Below are 14,339 nucleotides of genomic sequence, written 5' to 3' on the forward strand. Positions count from 1 at the left end.
CCGCCGCCAGTGCCGCCGTCAACGGCGGCACCCCCTACTCCGTCGCCGTCAGCAACGCCAGCGGCGGCACCTTCAATGCCGCCAACTACACCATTACCTACAGCGACGGCAGCCTGACCATCACCCCAAAAGCTCTAGCCGTCACAGCGCTGGATGCGGCGAAAACCCATGATGGCGTTGCCTGGAGCGGCGGCAACGGCATTCGGCTGGATGGACTGGTCAATGGCGAAACACAGGATGCCCTGAGCGGCGCCCTGGCCTACGGCGGCAACAGTCAGGGGGCCATCGACGCTGGCAGATACAAGATCACACCCTACGGCCTGTTCAGCGACAACTACGTCATCAATTTCCTGGACGGTCTTCTGAACATCCTGCCCGCCCCTCAGCCCCAGTTACCGGCCCCCAACCCAACGATACCCTCCGGCGGCAACCTCTGGGCGACCTCGGGCCTGTATGCTCAGGACCCAACCGAGATCCCGCCCGAAATCCGATTGGCTCTCGATCAAAACGGCGCACCGGGTCGAGGCGGCATTCCCTACCTTGCCATCGAAGACGATTCCGTGGCTCTGGGCATCCGCCATTCAGGGGAAGCATCCGGCGAGTAAGGAGGTGGACGCTTGGCCACCATATCGCGGCTGCTTCATGCAGTACACTGCCTTACCACATACGGTCATACCAATCTTGATGAGCCCATTCGCCAAGCCCTCCCCCGAGGAACACGCCGAGCTGCTGGCCCAGATCGGCGCCCTGCCGTTGCGCGGGCGCGCCTGGCCCCGCTGGATCGGGGTGATCGCGTGGCTGATCATGCTGCTGATCCTCGCCCGTCTGATCGCCACGGCCAGCAGCGAGGCCGGCCAGCAGATTGCGCCCATGGTCGCCGGTGCCGCGCTGGTGTGCGTCGCCGCCCTGTTGGTAATGGCCTGGGGCATCTGGACGTCCGAGACCGAAATCTCGGAATACGGCCTGCGCCAAAGCTGGATCACCCGGCGCGAGGTGCCCTGGGAGCAGATCCAGTCCACCAAGTTCATCCCGCTGGTGGCCTCGAAAAAACTGGTGTGCTTCGTCCAGAAAGGACGCCCCGTGACCTTCCAGGCCGGAACGCCCGAGCTGCAGGCGGCCTTTGCACGCATCAGCCTGGTCTACCGCCGGCGCGCCTGAGGACGCCGGCCGCGCCGGCCACGGGCCGGGCCGGCGCGGGGTTCGGCCTCAGCGCACCGGCAGGGGATACATCAGGCCGCCGTCGGTCCACAGGGCGTTCAGGCCGCGCTGGATCTTCAAGGGGCTGTCCCGGCCGACGTTGCGTTCAAAGGACTCGCCGTAGTTGCCGACCTGCTTGATGATGTTGTAGGCCCATTTCTCGTCCACGCCCAGGTCCTTGCCGGCGCCGGGGGTCGCGCCCAGCAGGCGGCGCACGTTGGGATTGGCGCTGTCCAGCGCCTCGTCCACATTGGCCGAGGTCAGGCCCAATTCCTCGGCGCCGATCATGGCATTGAAGGACCACTTGACGACGTTCAGCCAGGCATCGTCGCCCTGGCGCACGAACGGCCCGAGGGGCTCCTTGGAGATGATCTCCGGCAAGACCTCGTAGTCATCGGGATTGGACAGTTTCGAAATCCGGATCGAGGCCAGGCCCGAGGCGTCGGTGGTGAACACGTCGCAGCGGCCCGACGCAAAGGCATTGACCACCTCGTTGAACTGCTCGATCACCACCGGCGTGTACTTGACGCCGTTGGCGCGAGCCCAGTCGGCCATGGTGTTCTCGTTCGAGGTGCCGGTCTGCATGCAGACCGTCGCGCCGTCGATGTCCTTGGCGCTCTTCAAGCCCAGCGACTTGGCGACCAGGAAGCCCTGGCCGTCGTAGAAATTGATGGCCGCATGGATCGCGCCCACGCTGGTGTCGCGCGTCAGAGTCACGGTGGTATTGCGGGCCAGCAGGTCGATTTCGCCGGACTGCAGGGCCGTGAAGCGCTGCTGGGCGTTCAGGGGCACGACCTTGACCTTGGCGGCGTCGCCCAGCACCGCGGCGGCCACCGCGCGGCACATGTCCACGTCCAGGCCCTTCCAGTCGCCCTTGGCGTCGGGGGCCGAGAAACCCGCAAAGCCCGTCGTCACGCCGCAACGCACCGCGTCGCGCTCTTTGACGAGATCCAGGGTGTCCGCCTGGGCCAGCGGCACGACAGCCGCCACAGCCAGCAGGCCCGCCGCATACTTGAATCCGCGCATGGAAGTCTCCTCGAGAACCGGAATGCAAAGGGAAATATTACCCCAAGGCTTCATGGCGTTCGGTCATATGATCGGGCGGGCGGCGGCATGAGGCCGCGGAACCCTACTCGTAATTGCGCGCGTCCTCGATCACCTTGCCATCATTGGGCAGGCTGCCAGGCGCCACCGCCTCGACCCGCGCCCGCAACTTGGTCAGTTCGCGCACACTGGCGGCCAGCGCCTCGACCGGCGCCTCGCCACGGGCCTCGACCTTGAAGGTCATCTCATCGTGCCCCGCGACGCCCGAAACGACCAGGCGGGCGCGCAGGACCTCGGGATGCCGCGCAAGGATGCCGGCCACTTGCTCGGGATGGACGAACATGCCGCGCACCTTGGTCGTCTGGTCCGCACGGCCCATCCAGCCCGCGATCCGGACGTTGGTGCGCCCGCAGGGCGACGCGCCCGGCAGGACGGCCGAGAGATCGCCGGTACCGAAACGCAATAGCGGGTAGTCCGGATTGAGCGTCGTGACGACGACCTCGCCGACCTCGCCCTCGGGGACGGGCTGATGGGTGCCCGGGCGTACGATCTCGAGGATCATGTCCTCGTTGAGGATCAGACCTTCGCGCGCCTCGGATTCGTAGGCAATCATCCCCAGGTCGGCGCTGCCGTAGGCCTGGTAGCCCTGGATGCCGCGCGCCTGGAACCAGGCATGCAGGGACGGCGGATAGGCCTCGCCCGAAAACAGCGCACGGCGCAGCGACGGTAGGGAAACACCCATCTCGTCCGCCTTCTCCAGGATGATCCGCAGGAAACTGGGCGTGCCGGTATAGGCGTCCGGCCCGAGGTCCGCCATGGCGCGCACCTGCTGTTCGGTCTGGCCCACGCCGCCTGGAAACACCGCGCAGCCCAAGGCGTGGGCGGCGGTCTCCATCATCGATCCGGCCGGCGTGAAGTGATAGGAAAAGCAGTTATGGATCAGGCAGCCCGGCCGCACGCCCGCCGCATGCAGGGCGCGGGCAAAACCCCAGTAATCCGGCCGCGGGCCCTCGGGCTCGTAGATCGGCCCGGGCGAGGCAAAGACGCGGCGCGCCCGATCCCAGCCGATCGCTGAGAAGCCGCCGAACACCCGATCGCGCTCGCCGGCGCCCGCATGGGCGAGACGAGCCCCATGCTGGATCTGCAGCAGCTCGCTCTTGCGCAGCACCGGCACGCGGGCAAGGCCCGCCCGGTCTGACAGGCCGGCGGGGTCAAAGCCTTGCAGCTGCCGTGCCACAGCCGGCGCCGACCTGACCGCCGCCCGCAGAAAATCCGGCAGTCGCGCGAACAGATCACGCTCGCGCCCGTCCTCCGGCTGGGTTTCGCGGACGTCGAAAAAAGCCTGCATGCCTACTCCCTTGTGCTCAGGCCAGCCAGCGCTTGCGGCGGCGATAATGCTTGACGTTGTGGTAGTCGACCTTGCCGCCGCCGCCCAGGTAGAACTCCTGGACATCCGGATTCTGCTTGAGCGCGGCGGCCGAGCCGCTCATGACCACGTTGCCGTTCTCGAGCAGATAGGCGTGATCGACGATGTCGAGCGCCGCCCGGGCGTTCTGCTCGACCAGCAGGACGCTGGTGCCATGCTCGCGGTTGATCGTCCGGATGATGGCAAAGATCTCTTTCACCAGCACCGGCGCCAGGCCCAGCGAGGGTTCGTCCAGCATGATCAGCTGCGGCTCGGTCATCAGCGCCCGGGCGATCGCCAGCATCTGCTGCTCACCCCCCGACAGATACCCCGCCTTGGTGCGCGAGCGCTCCGCCAGCCGGGGAAAGTAGGTGTAGGCCTGGTCCCTGAGGTCGCCGTAGCGGCTCTTGGCCCGACGGCCCGGATAGGCCGCCAGCAGATTGTCATCCGGCGTCAGGTGCTCGAAAATCCGCCGCCCTTCGAGCACGTGGACCAGGCCCATGCGCACTCGTTGCGGCGGGCTGTGGTGGCCGATGTCCTCGCCCCGGAAATTCACCTGTCCACGCCTGATGGCGCCGCGTTCGGGCGCCAGCAGGCCGCTGATGGTCTTCAGCGTGGTGGACTTGCCGGCGCCGTTGGCGCCGAGGATGGCCACGATCGAGCCCTCCTCGACGTCCAGCGAAACGCCGCGAATGGCGAGGAAGACCTTGTCATAGGCCACCTCGACATTGTTCAGTGAGAGCAAGCTCACTTCTTGGCCTCCTTGGCCGCCTTCTCGGCATCGTCACGCACCAGCTGCCAGACCACGTCCTGGTAGGCATGACCCCAATCGTTCAGCGGCACCCACTTGTCGCCATCCCATTCGGACACGCGGCCCCAACCGCCGCCCTGGTGATCCTTGTCGGTGATGGTGAGCGGCGGCATCAGGCCCTCGGCGTCGAAGTCCTTGATCATTTCGAAGCCGGCCTTGAGCTTGTCGCCCGTGAGCGGGGCCCCTTGCGTGTCCAGCGCCTGCTTGGCGGCTTGCGCCATGATCGCCATGCTGGCCACCCCGATGTTGTAGTAGGTGGAACCCACGACCTTGGCATCGCCCGTCCCCTTGCCGGCGTCGATGACCTTTTCACTGATGCGCTTGAGGATGGCCGAATCGGCGCCCGTGTTGACGGCAGTAAAGCGCTTGACGCCGACGACGGCATCGCCCTGGAACGAACGCATGTCGGTCTCGGACAGCCAGATCACCGAATAAATGCTCTTGGGCGATATGCCGTTGGAAATCGCACCGCGGATCGAAACCGCCTGGCCCGGACCCGCGCCCCAGATGATGACATTGTCGGGCCGGAAGCGGCGTACGTCGGTCCAGGCCGCGGACTGTTCGGTGCCCGGGACCGCATAGGGGAAGGCCTTGAGCGTGAAGCCCTTGGTCTTGGCCATGGCCTCGAGCAGCGCGAGGGGTTCGCGCCCGAAGGGCGAGTCGATATGGACGAAGGCGATCTTCTTGTCCTTCAGGCCTCCGTGCTCATCCATGTATTGCAGCAGCAGGGCCGCCTGTGACCGGTAGATGGCCGCAGACGGGAAGACAAAGGGGAAGCGCTGTCCATCGATGGCGTCGGCGCGGCCATGCGCGAACGTCATCATCGGCAAATGGTCCTCATTGGCGCGCGGCATCACGGCATTCGCGACCGGCGTGCTGAGGAAGTCGAAAAAGATGGCGCCTTCCTGACGCGCCTGGTTATACAGCGCGATGCCCTGCTGGGGCTGGCTGCCTTGGTCCCGGACGATCAATTCGACTGGATGGCCGTCGATGCCGCCTTCCATGTTGAGCAGCTTGATGTAGTCCTGCTGGCCCTGACTGTACTCGTCCGTCAGGAACGTATAGACGCGCGTGAAATCCAGCAAGGTCGCCGCCTTGATGGGCGCCTTGTCCTGGGCATGGGCGACCCCGCCGGCCAGGCCGGCTGCAAGAATCGCGGCGCCGGCTAGACCGCTGCCGACCATTGAACGGATGCTATGTCTCATGTTGACCTCCTCCTGTGCGTGATGACACGAAATGCGACCTCAACTCTGAGTGTGACGGAACGGCCAGACCAGAAAATATTTCCGGGCGTTGTCATAGATCTTGGCCAGGCCCAAAGGTTCGAATAGCAGGAACCCGATGATCATGGCGCCGTAGATCATCAGCGGAATGTGGGCCATCAATGACGCCGATACCGGCAGCCAGCCGGCCTCGACCATGGGTGCGACGATGTTCAAAAGCACGATCGGCGCCAGCAGCACGAAGCCCGCGCCGAGGAAGGCGCCGATCGTGCTGCCCAGCCCGCCGACCAGCACCATGGCGACGAGCTGGATCGAAATATCGAAGCTGAACTGCTGCGGCGTGACGGCCCGGTAGAAACAGAAGGCCAGGATCGCTCCCGTCACGCCACCCAGAAAGGAGCTGGTGAAGAAGGCCAGCAGCTTGTACTTGAAGATGTTCACGCCGATCACGGCCGCCGCGAAGTCCTTGTCCCGCACCGCCACCAGGGCCCGGCCAAAGCTCGTGCGCTTGATGTTGAGCATCAGCAAGGTCACGATCACCGCCCACAACAGCGCCACGTAATAGCGCGCGACCAGCGTGTCCACGGGTATCCACAGAAATTCGACGGCGGGCGCCTGCAAAGTGGCCACCGCGCCACCCGAGATCGCCTTGACATTGACGATGACCCAATCCACCAGGAACTGCATCGCCAAGGTGGCCATGACCAGGTACAGGCCCTTGACGCGCAGCGCCGCCGCCCCGAACAGGCAGCCGATCAGCGCGGCCAGTAGGCCCGCCACCAGCAGGGCAAGCTCGAAGGGCACGCCGGCCTGGGTCAGGTGGATGCTGGTGTAGGCCCCGATCGCCATGACGGCGCCGAAGCCGAAGTGCAATTGTCCGGCGACCCCCATCAACAGCGTGAGGGCCAGCGTGGCGGTGCTCCAGACCAGCCACGGCAGCATGTAGCTGGACAGGTACAGGTCGGACATATAGAGGGGCGCCGCCACCGCCAGCACGAAGACCGCGGCGACCTGCCAGCGATCGGCCGGCAGCGGCCAGAGCTGCCGGGCCGAGGCATAACGGGTGTGATGGACGCCGGAGAGCCGATAGAACATGGGCCTATATCCTTTCGATGTCTTCGCGGCCGAACATGCCGTACGGCCGGATCATGATGGTCAACAGGATGATGATCGAGGTCACCACGTCGCGCGTGCTGCCGCCGACCAGCGGATCGACATAGCCCGGAATGACGCTGCCCAGGACGCCGACCACGATGCCGCCCAGCAGCGCCCCGAGGATGCTGTCGATGCCGCCGAGGATGACCACGGCCACGGCCGGGAACAGCAAGGCGGTCAGGGACCATTCCACCCCCTGCACGGTGCCCCAGATCGTGCCCGCACCGACCGCGCAGACACCGGCCAGGCCCCAGGACATCGCCACGGCATGCTCGACCGAAATCCCCACCGACCAGCTGGAGACATGGTCGTCGGATACCGCCCGCAGCTTGGTTCCCAGCCGGGTGCGAAAGAACAGGGCCGCAAGGGCAAACAGCGCCAGGGCCACCACACCGCCCACCAGGTAGACCCGGTTGATGAAGACGTCGCCCAGAATCAACGGCGCCATGCCCACCCCGATGTCGAGGTGCTTGGGCGAGGTGCCGAGAATCCCGGGGACGAGTCCCCGCAGGAAGACGTCCAGCCCGAGCGTCAGCATGACGATCATGATGATCGGCTGGCCGACCATGGAGCGCAGCAGCAGGCGTTCGATCAACAGGCCGAAGACGAACATCGCGACAATGCCCAGCGCCACGGCCGCGTAGATCGACAAACCGAAGGACGTCATCAGCCAGGTGACGTAGCCCGCGGTCATGACCATGGCGCCCTGCGAGAAATTGAGCACCCCCGAGGATTTGTAGATCAGCACGATCCCCAGCGCCACCATGCCGTACATCAGCCCCGTCAAGGCGCCATTGGCGAGCAGTTCGAGAAAGAATTCAATGTTCATGCAGCCACCTCCGCGCCGGCCGTCGAGGGGACGTCGCGGATCACGAGATGCCGCTTCAGCACGCCCGAGGCGCCGGTTTCATACGTGATCTGCGCCTCGGACTCGATCGCGTCCCGGCCCGCGTAAACCGCGTCGATGATGTCGCGATAGTGCGCCTCGATGACGCCCCGGCGCAGCTTGCGCGTGCGCGTGACCTCGCCGTCATCCGGATCGAATTCCTTGTGCAGGTTGACGTAGCGGCGGATTCGCACGGCCTCGGGCAGCAGGGTGTTGACATGCCCGATCACATCCCCGATCACACCGTAGACCTCGGGTTTTTGCGACAGCTCGGCGAACGAGGTATAGGCCACGCCGCGCTCCTGTGCCCAATGGCCCACCGCGTCCCAGTCGATGGCCACCAGCGCCGACAAATAATCGCGGCCGGCGCCGATCACGCAGACATCCTTGATGTATTGGCTGAACTTCAGGTGGTTCTCGATATAGGTCGGTATGAAGCGCTCGCCGCCGCCCGTATGGACCACCTCGGACACCCGGCCGAGCACCACCAATTGACCGTCCGCCTCGATATGGCCGGCATCCCCGGTATGCAGCCACCCGTCCTGCAGGACCTCGGCCGTGGCGTCGGGGTTCTGGTAGTAGCCGTCGAACACATTGCCGCCGCGCACCAGGATTTCCCCGGAATCGCTGACACGGACATCGATGCCCGGGAAGGGCACCCCGACGGTGTGCAGCTTGACCGACCCCGGTTCCTGGGCGGCGCACAGCGCACTGTTCTCGGTCTGGCCGTAGAACTGGCGCAGATCCAGCCCCAAGGCGCGAAAGAACAGGAAGACCTCCTCGCCGATCGCCTCGCCGGCCGTGTACGAGCGCCGCGCGCGCGCCAGGCCCAGCTGGTCCTTGATCGGCCCATAGATGAGGAATTCGCCCAGACCGCGCCACATCCGTTGCGCGAAACTGGGCTGGACGCCCTGCAGCCGCGCGCGCTCGAGCCGGATGGCAAACGGCATGAAGTGCTGGAACAGCCTGCGCTTGAACGGGCTCGACTCCTCGATGCCGACCTGTACCCGCGTCAACATCGCCGACCATGCCCGCGGCGAGGTGAAATATACGGTGGGCGCGATCTCGCGCAGATCGTGCTGCACGGTTTCCTGGTTTTCCGGGATGTTCACGGAAAAACGCAGCGCCAGGGCCGCGCCGATCGAAAAGATGAAATCCCCGACCCAGGCAATGGGCATGTAGGCCATGTGCGTCTCGCCGGTTTCGAAATAGCCGGCCTCGGCGGCGCAGCGCACGGCAAACAGGACATGCCGGTGTTTCAGCGGAATCGCCTTGGGTGCGCCCGTGGTGCCCGAGGAATGCAGCAGCACCGCGACGTCGTCGGCGCGCGGGCGCTGCAGCAGTGCGTCGCGCAGGCCCGGTTCCTCGCGCAGGCGATCGGCCCCCCGGCGCACGAGCTCGGTGAATGCGATCACGCCGTCGGGCACCTGGCCGGTCAGCCCCCGTGGATCGTCGTAGATGATCCACTGCAGCGCCGGATGGCGTTCGCGCAGGTCGAGCAGCTTGTCGACCTGTTCCTGGTCCTCGGCAATCGCGCAGCGCACGCCCTCGCGATCCAATTGGCCGAAGAGTTCGTCGGGCGGCGTGTCGGGATACGCCGGCGAGGGCACCGCGCGCAGGGCGATCGTGCCCAGCATCCCGAAATACAGCGCCGGCCGGTTGTCGCCGATGACCAGCACGTTGTCGCCCGGCGCCACGCCCAGCGTCTCGAGGCCGGCGGCGGCGCCCAGGACCTGGTCGAGATACTCGCACCAGCAATATTCCTGCCAGATCCCGCGATCCCGCTCGCGCATCGCCACGGCGTCGCCATGGGCGCGGGCATTGCCGGCGAGCACCGCGAGCAGGTGGTCGCCGTCATCGTGGCCCACATCCGGCCGGCGTGCGTCGGAATGTTCATTCGTCATCCGACACTCCTCCGATGTAGGCCGACACGACGTCCGGATGGTTCACGGCCTGTGCCACAGGCCCCTCGGTGACCACCCGTCCGTTGTTCAGCACCAGGGCGCGGCCGCAGATCGCCGTGACCACGTCCATGTGGTGCTCGATCAGCAGGATGGTGAGGTCCAGCGCCTCCTGGGCATCCAGGATGAAACGCACGATGTATTCCTTTTCCTCCTGGTTCATGCCGGCCATGGGCTCGTCCAGGATCAGCAGGCGGGGCTCGGCCGCCAGCGCGCGGGCCAGTTCGACCCGTTTCTGCAGGCCCAGGGGAATGATCTCGACGGGCTCGTCGCGCACGCTCTCGAGCTGCAGCAGGTCGATGATCTCCTCGGCCTTGTGGCGATGGGCGATTTCCTCTTTTTGGGCCCACCACCAATAGAACAGCGATGCCAGGGCGCTGGGCCGCATGAAGATATGGCGGCCCAGCAGGATGTTGTCGAGCACGCTCATGCCCTTGAACAGGGCGACGTTCTGGAATGTGCGGGCGATGCCGTCACGGGCGACGCGGTGGGGGTGGATCCGGTTGAGCGAACGCCCCTCGAAACTGATCGTGCCTTCCTGCGGAGGATAGAAGCCGGTGATCGCGTTGATCAGCGTGGTCTTGCCCGCGCCGTTGGGGCCGATCAAGCCATAGATCTCGCCCTGGCCGACGTCCATGGAAACGTCGGCCAGGGCCTGGACGCCGCCAAACCATCGGCTGACATGCTTGAGAGACAATACCCCTTCATTCGAACCCGCAGCACCCGACACCGAAGCCCTCCCAGATTCTCGTGAACACCGATCTGAAACACGTTTTGTTCCGTCTAAGATACAGTGTAGGCACCTGACCAACTGTCACGTATATGACATTCGCTCCAGTCCTAGGGTAATCACCCATGAATATCGTACAGATGCTGCAGACCCATGCCGCATGGTTCGATCTCCTGGATGCGGACCAGCAGGCGCGTGTCGCCCGGGACACGACCCCGGCCACCATTCCGGCCGGCACCATCGTCGAGCACAAGGGGGGCGTCGCGGACGCCTGGATCGGCGTTCTCGAGGGACTGATCAAGGTCTCCGTGAGCAACGCGGACGGCAAGATGGCCTCGCTCACCGGGGTGCCCGCCGGCGGCTGGATCGGCGAGGGTTCGCTGCTCAAGCACGAGGCGCGCAAGTACGATGTGGTGGCCCTGCGCCACAGCACGATCGCGCGCCTGCGCGGCGACACCTTCTACTGGCTGCTGGACAACAGCATTCCCTTCAACCGCTACCTGCTGCACCAACTCAACGAGCGGGTGGCGCAATTCATCGGCAAGGCCGAGTACGATCGGCTGCTGGCGCCCGACGCCCGGGTCGCGCGCTGCCTGGCGGAACTGTTCAACCCCCTGCTCTACCCCAGCGACTCGATGCGCCTGGAGATCACCCAGGAGGAAATCGGCTACCTGGCGCGAATCTCGCGCCAGCGCACCAACCGGGCCCTGCGGACCCTCGAGGCCGCCAGCCTGCTGAAGGTCGAGTACGGCGCGGTCCAGGTCCTGGACCTCGAAGGCCTGAAGCACTACGGGCTCTGAAAGACGCCGGCGCCCGTCGGCATCCCGCCGTCAAGCCGCCCGGATCAGGCCCGCCGCGGCCGTCTGGTTGGTCGCCATGTCGATCAGGATGAAGGCGCCGGTCGCCCGTTGACGCTCGTAGCTGTCCAGCACCAGAGGATCGCGCGTGCGCAGGCTGGCGCGCCCGATGTCGTTCATCGCCAGCGTGCCGCTCCAGTCGACCGCGCGCAGTTCGTGAATGTCGCGCCGGCTGTGAACGGCTTGCACGCGGGCCTGCGTCAGCCGCGTGCCTTGCTTGAGCCAATACAGGCGCGCCGGATTGAGGGCCTGCTGGTCCAGCCAGCACAGGTCGGCCTCGAAGTCGCGCCCCGTCTGGGTCCGGGCCTGCGCACCGACCAGCAAGTCCCCCCGCGACACATCGACGTCGCGATCCAGCACCAGCGTCACGCTGTCGCCATCGCGCGCGGCCTCCAGTTCCTCGTCGCCGCGCAGGATCCGGGCGATGCGCACGGGTTCGTCGCTGGGCAGCACCCGCAAGGCGTCGCCCGGGCGCCAGAGGCCGCCGGCCAATTGCCCCGCATAGCCGCGGAAGGCGTCCCGGCCGCTGCCGTTGTGGCGGATCACCCACTGCACGAAAAACCGCGGCTCGGCAGCCCGCGCGGCCTCGTCGAGCGGCAGCGCCTCCAGCAGGGACAGCAGGGGCGGACCCTCATGCCACGGCGTGCGCTCGGACGGCTGGACCACATTGTCGCCGGACAGCGCGGACAGCGGCAGGATGTGGAAGGACTCGATGCCCAGCCGCCCGGCCAGCTCGCGATACGCCGCATGGATGCGCTCGTAGACGGCTTGGTCCCAATCCACCAGATCCATCTTGTTGACGGCCACGATGAGGTGGCGCAGCCCCAACAGACGCGCCAGGGTGCTGTGACGCTTGGTCTGGGGCAGCAGCTCGCCCTCGCGCACGCGGCTGGCGTCGATCAGGATGATGGCCGCCTGGGCCGTCGAGGCGCCGGTCACCATGTTGCGGGTGTACTGCTCGTGACCCGGCGCATCGGCGACGATGAACTTGCGCGCGGGCGTCGCAAAGTACCGGTAGGCCACATCGATGGTGATGCCCTGTTCGCGCTCGGCCTCCAGGCCGTCGGTCAGCAGGGCCAGATCCAGGGCGCTGTCCGGGGCGCGCGCGTACTTCGATCCGGTGATCGCCTGCAACTGGTCGGCGAACACCCCCTTGCTGTCAAACAGCAGGCGGCCGATCAGGGTGGATTTGCCGTCGTCCACCGATCCGGCGGTGATCAGCCTCAGCACCTGCGTCTGCCGCGCATCCGGCCATTGTTCATTGATCGCGTTCATCAGAAATATCCTTGTTTCTTGCGCCGTTCCATCGAGGCCTCGGAGGTCTGGTCGTCCATGCGGGTGGCGCCGCGCTCGGTCACGGTGGTCACCGCGGTCTCGGCGATGATGGCCGCTGGCGTGGCAGCCGTCGAAGCCACCGGGCAGGTGCAGGACACATCGCCCACGGTGCGGAAACGCACCGTCAGGCGTTCGGCGCGCTCGCCCTCGCGCGGCGGCGTCAGCCGTGTCACGGGCACCAGCAGGCCGTTGCGGCGCACCACCTCGCGCTCGTGGGCGTAGTAGATGGAGGGCAGGTCCAGGTTCTCGCGCTCGATGTACTGCCAGACGTCCAGTTCGGTCCAGTTCGAGATCGGGAACACGCGGATGTTCTCTCCCGGAAGCACCCGGGTGTTGTACAGGTTCCAGAGCTCGGGACGCTGGGCCTTGGGATCCCACTGGCCGAACTCGTCGCGAAAAGAGCAGATGCGTTCTTTGGCGCGCGCCTTTTCCTCGTCGCGCCGCGCCCCGCCGATGCAGGCATCGAAGCCGAACTCGGCGATCGCCTCCAGCAATGTGGTGGCCTGTGCGGCATTGCGCGAGTCGGTCTCATGGCGCAGCACCACAGTGCCGCGCGCCATCGAATCCTCGACCGAGCGCACGACCAGGGTTTCACCCAGTTTGGCCACGTGCCGATCGCGGAACTCGATGACCTCGGGGAAGTTGTGCCCTGTGTCGATGTGCATCAGGGGGAAGGGGAAACGGCCGGGCCGGAAGGCTTTTTCGGCCAGGCGCAGCAGCACCACCGAGTCCTTGCCGCCGGAAAACAGCAGCACCGGCCGGGCGCATTCGGCAGCCACCTCGCGCAGGATGTGGATCGCCTCGGACTCGAGCCAGTCCAGGTGCGTGCGCAGTTTCAGTTCAGTCATGTCCATCCTCATCGAAGAGCGGGATCGCGCGCCACCACGCCGGGGCGCCGGCCCGCCAGGTTGCCCGCGTGCAGGCCGCACTCGCGGCTGTCGCGCTGCTCCCACCACCAGCGGCCCGCGCGGGGATCCTCACCCGGCTGTACGGCCCGGGTACAGGGTTCGCAGCCGATCGAGGGGTAGCCGCGGTCGTGCAGCGGGTTGTAGGGAATGTCCAGGGCACGCACCAGGGCCCAGACCTGTTCGCTGGTCCAGGCCGCCAGGGGGTTGAACTTGCGCAGGCCGAAGGCCGCGTCCCATTCCTCGACATCCAGGCCGCTGCGCGTGACGGACTGCTCGCGCCGCTGTCCCGTGATCCAGGCGGAACGGCCGGCCAGCGTCCGGCGCAAGGGCTCGACTTTGCGGATCCCGCAACAGGCCTTGCGCAATTCGACGCTGTCATAGAAGGCATAGGCGCCGTGCGCCTGGACGTGCGCCTGCACCGCCTCGGGGTCGGGCCGCACGATCCGCAGCGTGGCGCCGTAGCGCGCGGCGAGGACGTCGACCATGGCCAGGGTCTCGGCGTGCAGGCGCCCGGTGTCCAGCATGAACACCTCCAGGCGCGGCGCCACCTGGGCCAGCGCATGGATGAGGACCATGTCCTCCACCCCCATCGAGGACGCCAGCAGCGCGTCGGGATGGGCCGCGGCGATGCGCGCGAGTTCCGCCCGCAAGGCCGCCCAGGCCGAATCCGGCGATCCGTCAATACTCGTTGGCACGTCCATCCTCCCTGCGGTGACCGCCCAGCGTTTCCCCGGGCAAGGAAGGACAGTGTGCATCGGGCGGCGCGGCGCAGGAACGAATTAATCGTTGATTTCTTATAACCGGGCCGGCACGCGCGTGCATCTGGG

14 protein-coding genes are annotated in these 14,339 nt (G+C 66.3%); 3 read left to right on the plus strand and 11 right to left on the minus strand.

Annotation, left to right across the window (positions count from 1 at the left end; translation table 11 throughout):
* Together OOZ48_RS06095 and OOZ48_RS06100 are read left to right on the plus strand one after the other, a co-directional pair.
* Nucleotides 1-605: MBG domain-containing protein (locus OOZ48_RS06095; protein WP_269496591.1), on the plus strand; the 605-nt coding region annotated here is incomplete at its 5' end.
* Between the two features lie 79 nt (nucleotides 606-684).
* Nucleotides 685-1,158 carry a hypothetical protein gene (locus tag OOZ48_RS06100; protein WP_269496593.1) on the plus strand — a complete coding sequence of 158 codons (474 nt, stop codon included), beginning with the start codon at nucleotides 685-687 and terminating at the stop codon, nucleotides 1,156-1,158.
* Between the two features lie 48 nt (nucleotides 1,159-1,206).
* On the opposite strand, the gene OOZ48_RS06105 is transcribed toward OOZ48_RS06100, so the two are convergent.
* From OOZ48_RS06105 to OOZ48_RS06140, 8 genes are all read right to left on the minus strand, one after another.
* A complete protein-coding gene (locus OOZ48_RS06105) occupies nucleotides 1,207-2,223 on the minus strand; it encodes an amino acid ABC transporter substrate-binding protein (RefSeq protein ID WP_269496595.1) in 1,017 nt (338 codons plus the stop codon).
* A gap of 103 nt (nucleotides 2,224-2,326) precedes the next feature.
* On the minus strand, nucleotides 2,327-3,589 hold the full coding sequence (locus OOZ48_RS06110) for a phenylacetate--CoA ligase family protein (protein WP_269496596.1): 1,263 nt from the start codon (nucleotides 3,587-3,589) through the stop codon (nucleotides 2,327-2,329).
* Between the two features lie 16 nt (nucleotides 3,590-3,605).
* Nucleotides 3,606-4,397 carry an ABC transporter ATP-binding protein gene (locus OOZ48_RS06115; RefSeq protein ID WP_269496597.1) on the minus strand — a complete coding sequence of 264 codons (792 nt, stop codon included), beginning with the start codon at nucleotides 4,395-4,397 and terminating at the stop codon, nucleotides 3,606-3,608.
* Nucleotides 4,394-5,662 (minus strand): ABC transporter substrate-binding protein, encoded by a 1,269-nt coding sequence (locus tag OOZ48_RS06120; protein WP_269496599.1) that lies wholly within the window; start codon nucleotides 5,660-5,662, stop codon nucleotides 4,394-4,396. Before OOZ48_RS06120 ends, OOZ48_RS06115 begins: the two co-directional genes overlap by 4 nt.
* A 39-nt stretch (nucleotides 5,663-5,701) precedes the next feature.
* A complete protein-coding gene (locus OOZ48_RS06125; protein ID WP_269496601.1) occupies nucleotides 5,702-6,775 on the minus strand; it encodes a branched-chain amino acid ABC transporter permease in 1,074 nt (357 codons plus the stop codon).
* A gap of 4 nt (nucleotides 6,776-6,779) precedes the next feature.
* Nucleotides 6,780-7,664, minus strand: a complete 885-nt coding sequence (locus tag OOZ48_RS06130; RefSeq protein WP_269496603.1) for a branched-chain amino acid ABC transporter permease — start codon at nucleotides 7,662-7,664, stop codon at nucleotides 6,780-6,782.
* On the minus strand, nucleotides 7,661-9,625 hold the full coding sequence (locus OOZ48_RS06135; RefSeq protein WP_269496604.1) for an AMP-dependent synthetase/ligase: 1,965 nt from the start codon (nucleotides 9,623-9,625) through the stop codon (nucleotides 7,661-7,663). Before OOZ48_RS06135 ends, OOZ48_RS06130 begins: the two co-directional genes overlap by 4 nt.
* Nucleotides 9,615-10,379, minus strand: coding sequence for an ABC transporter ATP-binding protein (locus OOZ48_RS06140; protein ID WP_269496606.1), 765 nt, complete (start codon nucleotides 10,377-10,379; stop codon nucleotides 9,615-9,617). The genes OOZ48_RS06135 and OOZ48_RS06140 overlap by 11 nt, the downstream gene beginning before the upstream one ends.
* A 158-nt stretch (nucleotides 10,380-10,537) precedes the next feature.
* Here OOZ48_RS06140 and OOZ48_RS06145 point away from each other — a divergent pair, with 158 nt between their 5' ends.
* Nucleotides 10,538-11,212, plus strand: coding sequence for a Crp/Fnr family transcriptional regulator (locus tag OOZ48_RS06145; protein ID WP_269496608.1), 675 nt, complete (start codon nucleotides 10,538-10,540; stop codon nucleotides 11,210-11,212).
* Nucleotides 11,213-11,242: 30 nt separating this feature from the next.
* Here OOZ48_RS06145 and OOZ48_RS06150 read toward each other — a convergent pair whose 3' ends face one another.
* From OOZ48_RS06150 to OOZ48_RS06160, 3 genes are read right to left on the minus strand one after another with little or no spacing between them, the layout of a single operon-like run.
* Entirely contained in the window at nucleotides 11,243-12,544 is a 1,302-nt protein-coding gene (locus tag OOZ48_RS06150; protein ID WP_269496610.1) for a sulfate adenylyltransferase subunit 1, read from the minus strand.
* Nucleotides 12,544-13,452, minus strand: a complete 909-nt coding sequence (gene cysD, locus OOZ48_RS06155) for a sulfate adenylyltransferase subunit CysD (protein WP_269496612.1) — start codon at nucleotides 13,450-13,452, stop codon at nucleotides 12,544-12,546. The genes OOZ48_RS06150 and cysD overlap by 1 nt, the downstream gene beginning before the upstream one ends.
* Before the next feature lie 8 nt (nucleotides 13,453-13,460).
* Nucleotides 13,461-14,213: a phosphoadenylyl-sulfate reductase gene (locus OOZ48_RS06160; RefSeq protein ID WP_442867544.1), complete on the minus strand. Its 753-nt coding sequence runs from the start codon at nucleotides 14,211-14,213 to the stop codon at nucleotides 13,461-13,463.
* Nucleotides 14,214-14,339: the final 126 nt, after the last annotated feature.

It is taken from the genome of Castellaniella sp. S9 (assembly GCF_027257175.1).
GTDB lineage: Bacteria > Pseudomonadota > Gammaproteobacteria > Burkholderiales > Burkholderiaceae_B > Castellaniella.

Coding starts and splice junctions, on each gene's coding strand:
- OOZ48_RS06100 (WP_269496593.1), top strand. CDS start 685: ATGAGCCCATTCGCCAAGCCCTCCCCCGAGGAACACGCCGAGCTGCTG.
- OOZ48_RS06105 (WP_269496595.1), bottom strand. CDS start 2,223: ATGCGCGGATTCAAGTATGCGGCGGGCCTGCTGGCTGTGGCGGCTGTC.
- OOZ48_RS06110 (WP_269496596.1), bottom strand. CDS start 3,589: ATGCAGGCTTTTTTCGACGTCCGCGAAACCCAGCCGGAGGACGGGCGC.
- OOZ48_RS06120 (WP_269496599.1), bottom strand. CDS start 5,662: ATGAGACATAGCATCCGTTCAATGGTCGGCAGCGGTCTAGCCGGCGCC.
- OOZ48_RS06125 (WP_269496601.1), bottom strand. CDS start 6,775: ATGTTCTATCGGCTCTCCGGCGTCCATCACACCCGTTATGCCTCGGCC.
- OOZ48_RS06130 (WP_269496603.1), bottom strand. CDS start 7,664: ATGAACATTGAATTCTTTCTCGAACTGCTCGCCAATGGCGCCTTGACG.
- OOZ48_RS06135 (WP_269496604.1), bottom strand. CDS start 9,625: ATGACGAATGAACATTCCGACGCACGCCGGCCGGATGTGGGCCACGAT.
- OOZ48_RS06145 (WP_269496608.1), top strand. CDS start 10,538: ATGAATATCGTACAGATGCTGCAGACCCATGCCGCATGGTTCGATCTC.
- OOZ48_RS06150 (WP_269496610.1), bottom strand. CDS start 12,544: ATGAACGCGATCAATGAACAATGGCCGGATGCGCGGCAGACGCAGGTG.
- cysD (WP_269496612.1), bottom strand. CDS start 13,452: ATGACTGAACTGAAACTGCGCACGCACCTGGACTGGCTCGAGTCCGAG.
- OOZ48_RS06160 (WP_442867544.1), bottom strand. CDS start 14,213: ATGGACGTGCCAACGAGTATTGACGGATCGCCGGATTCGGCCTGGGCG.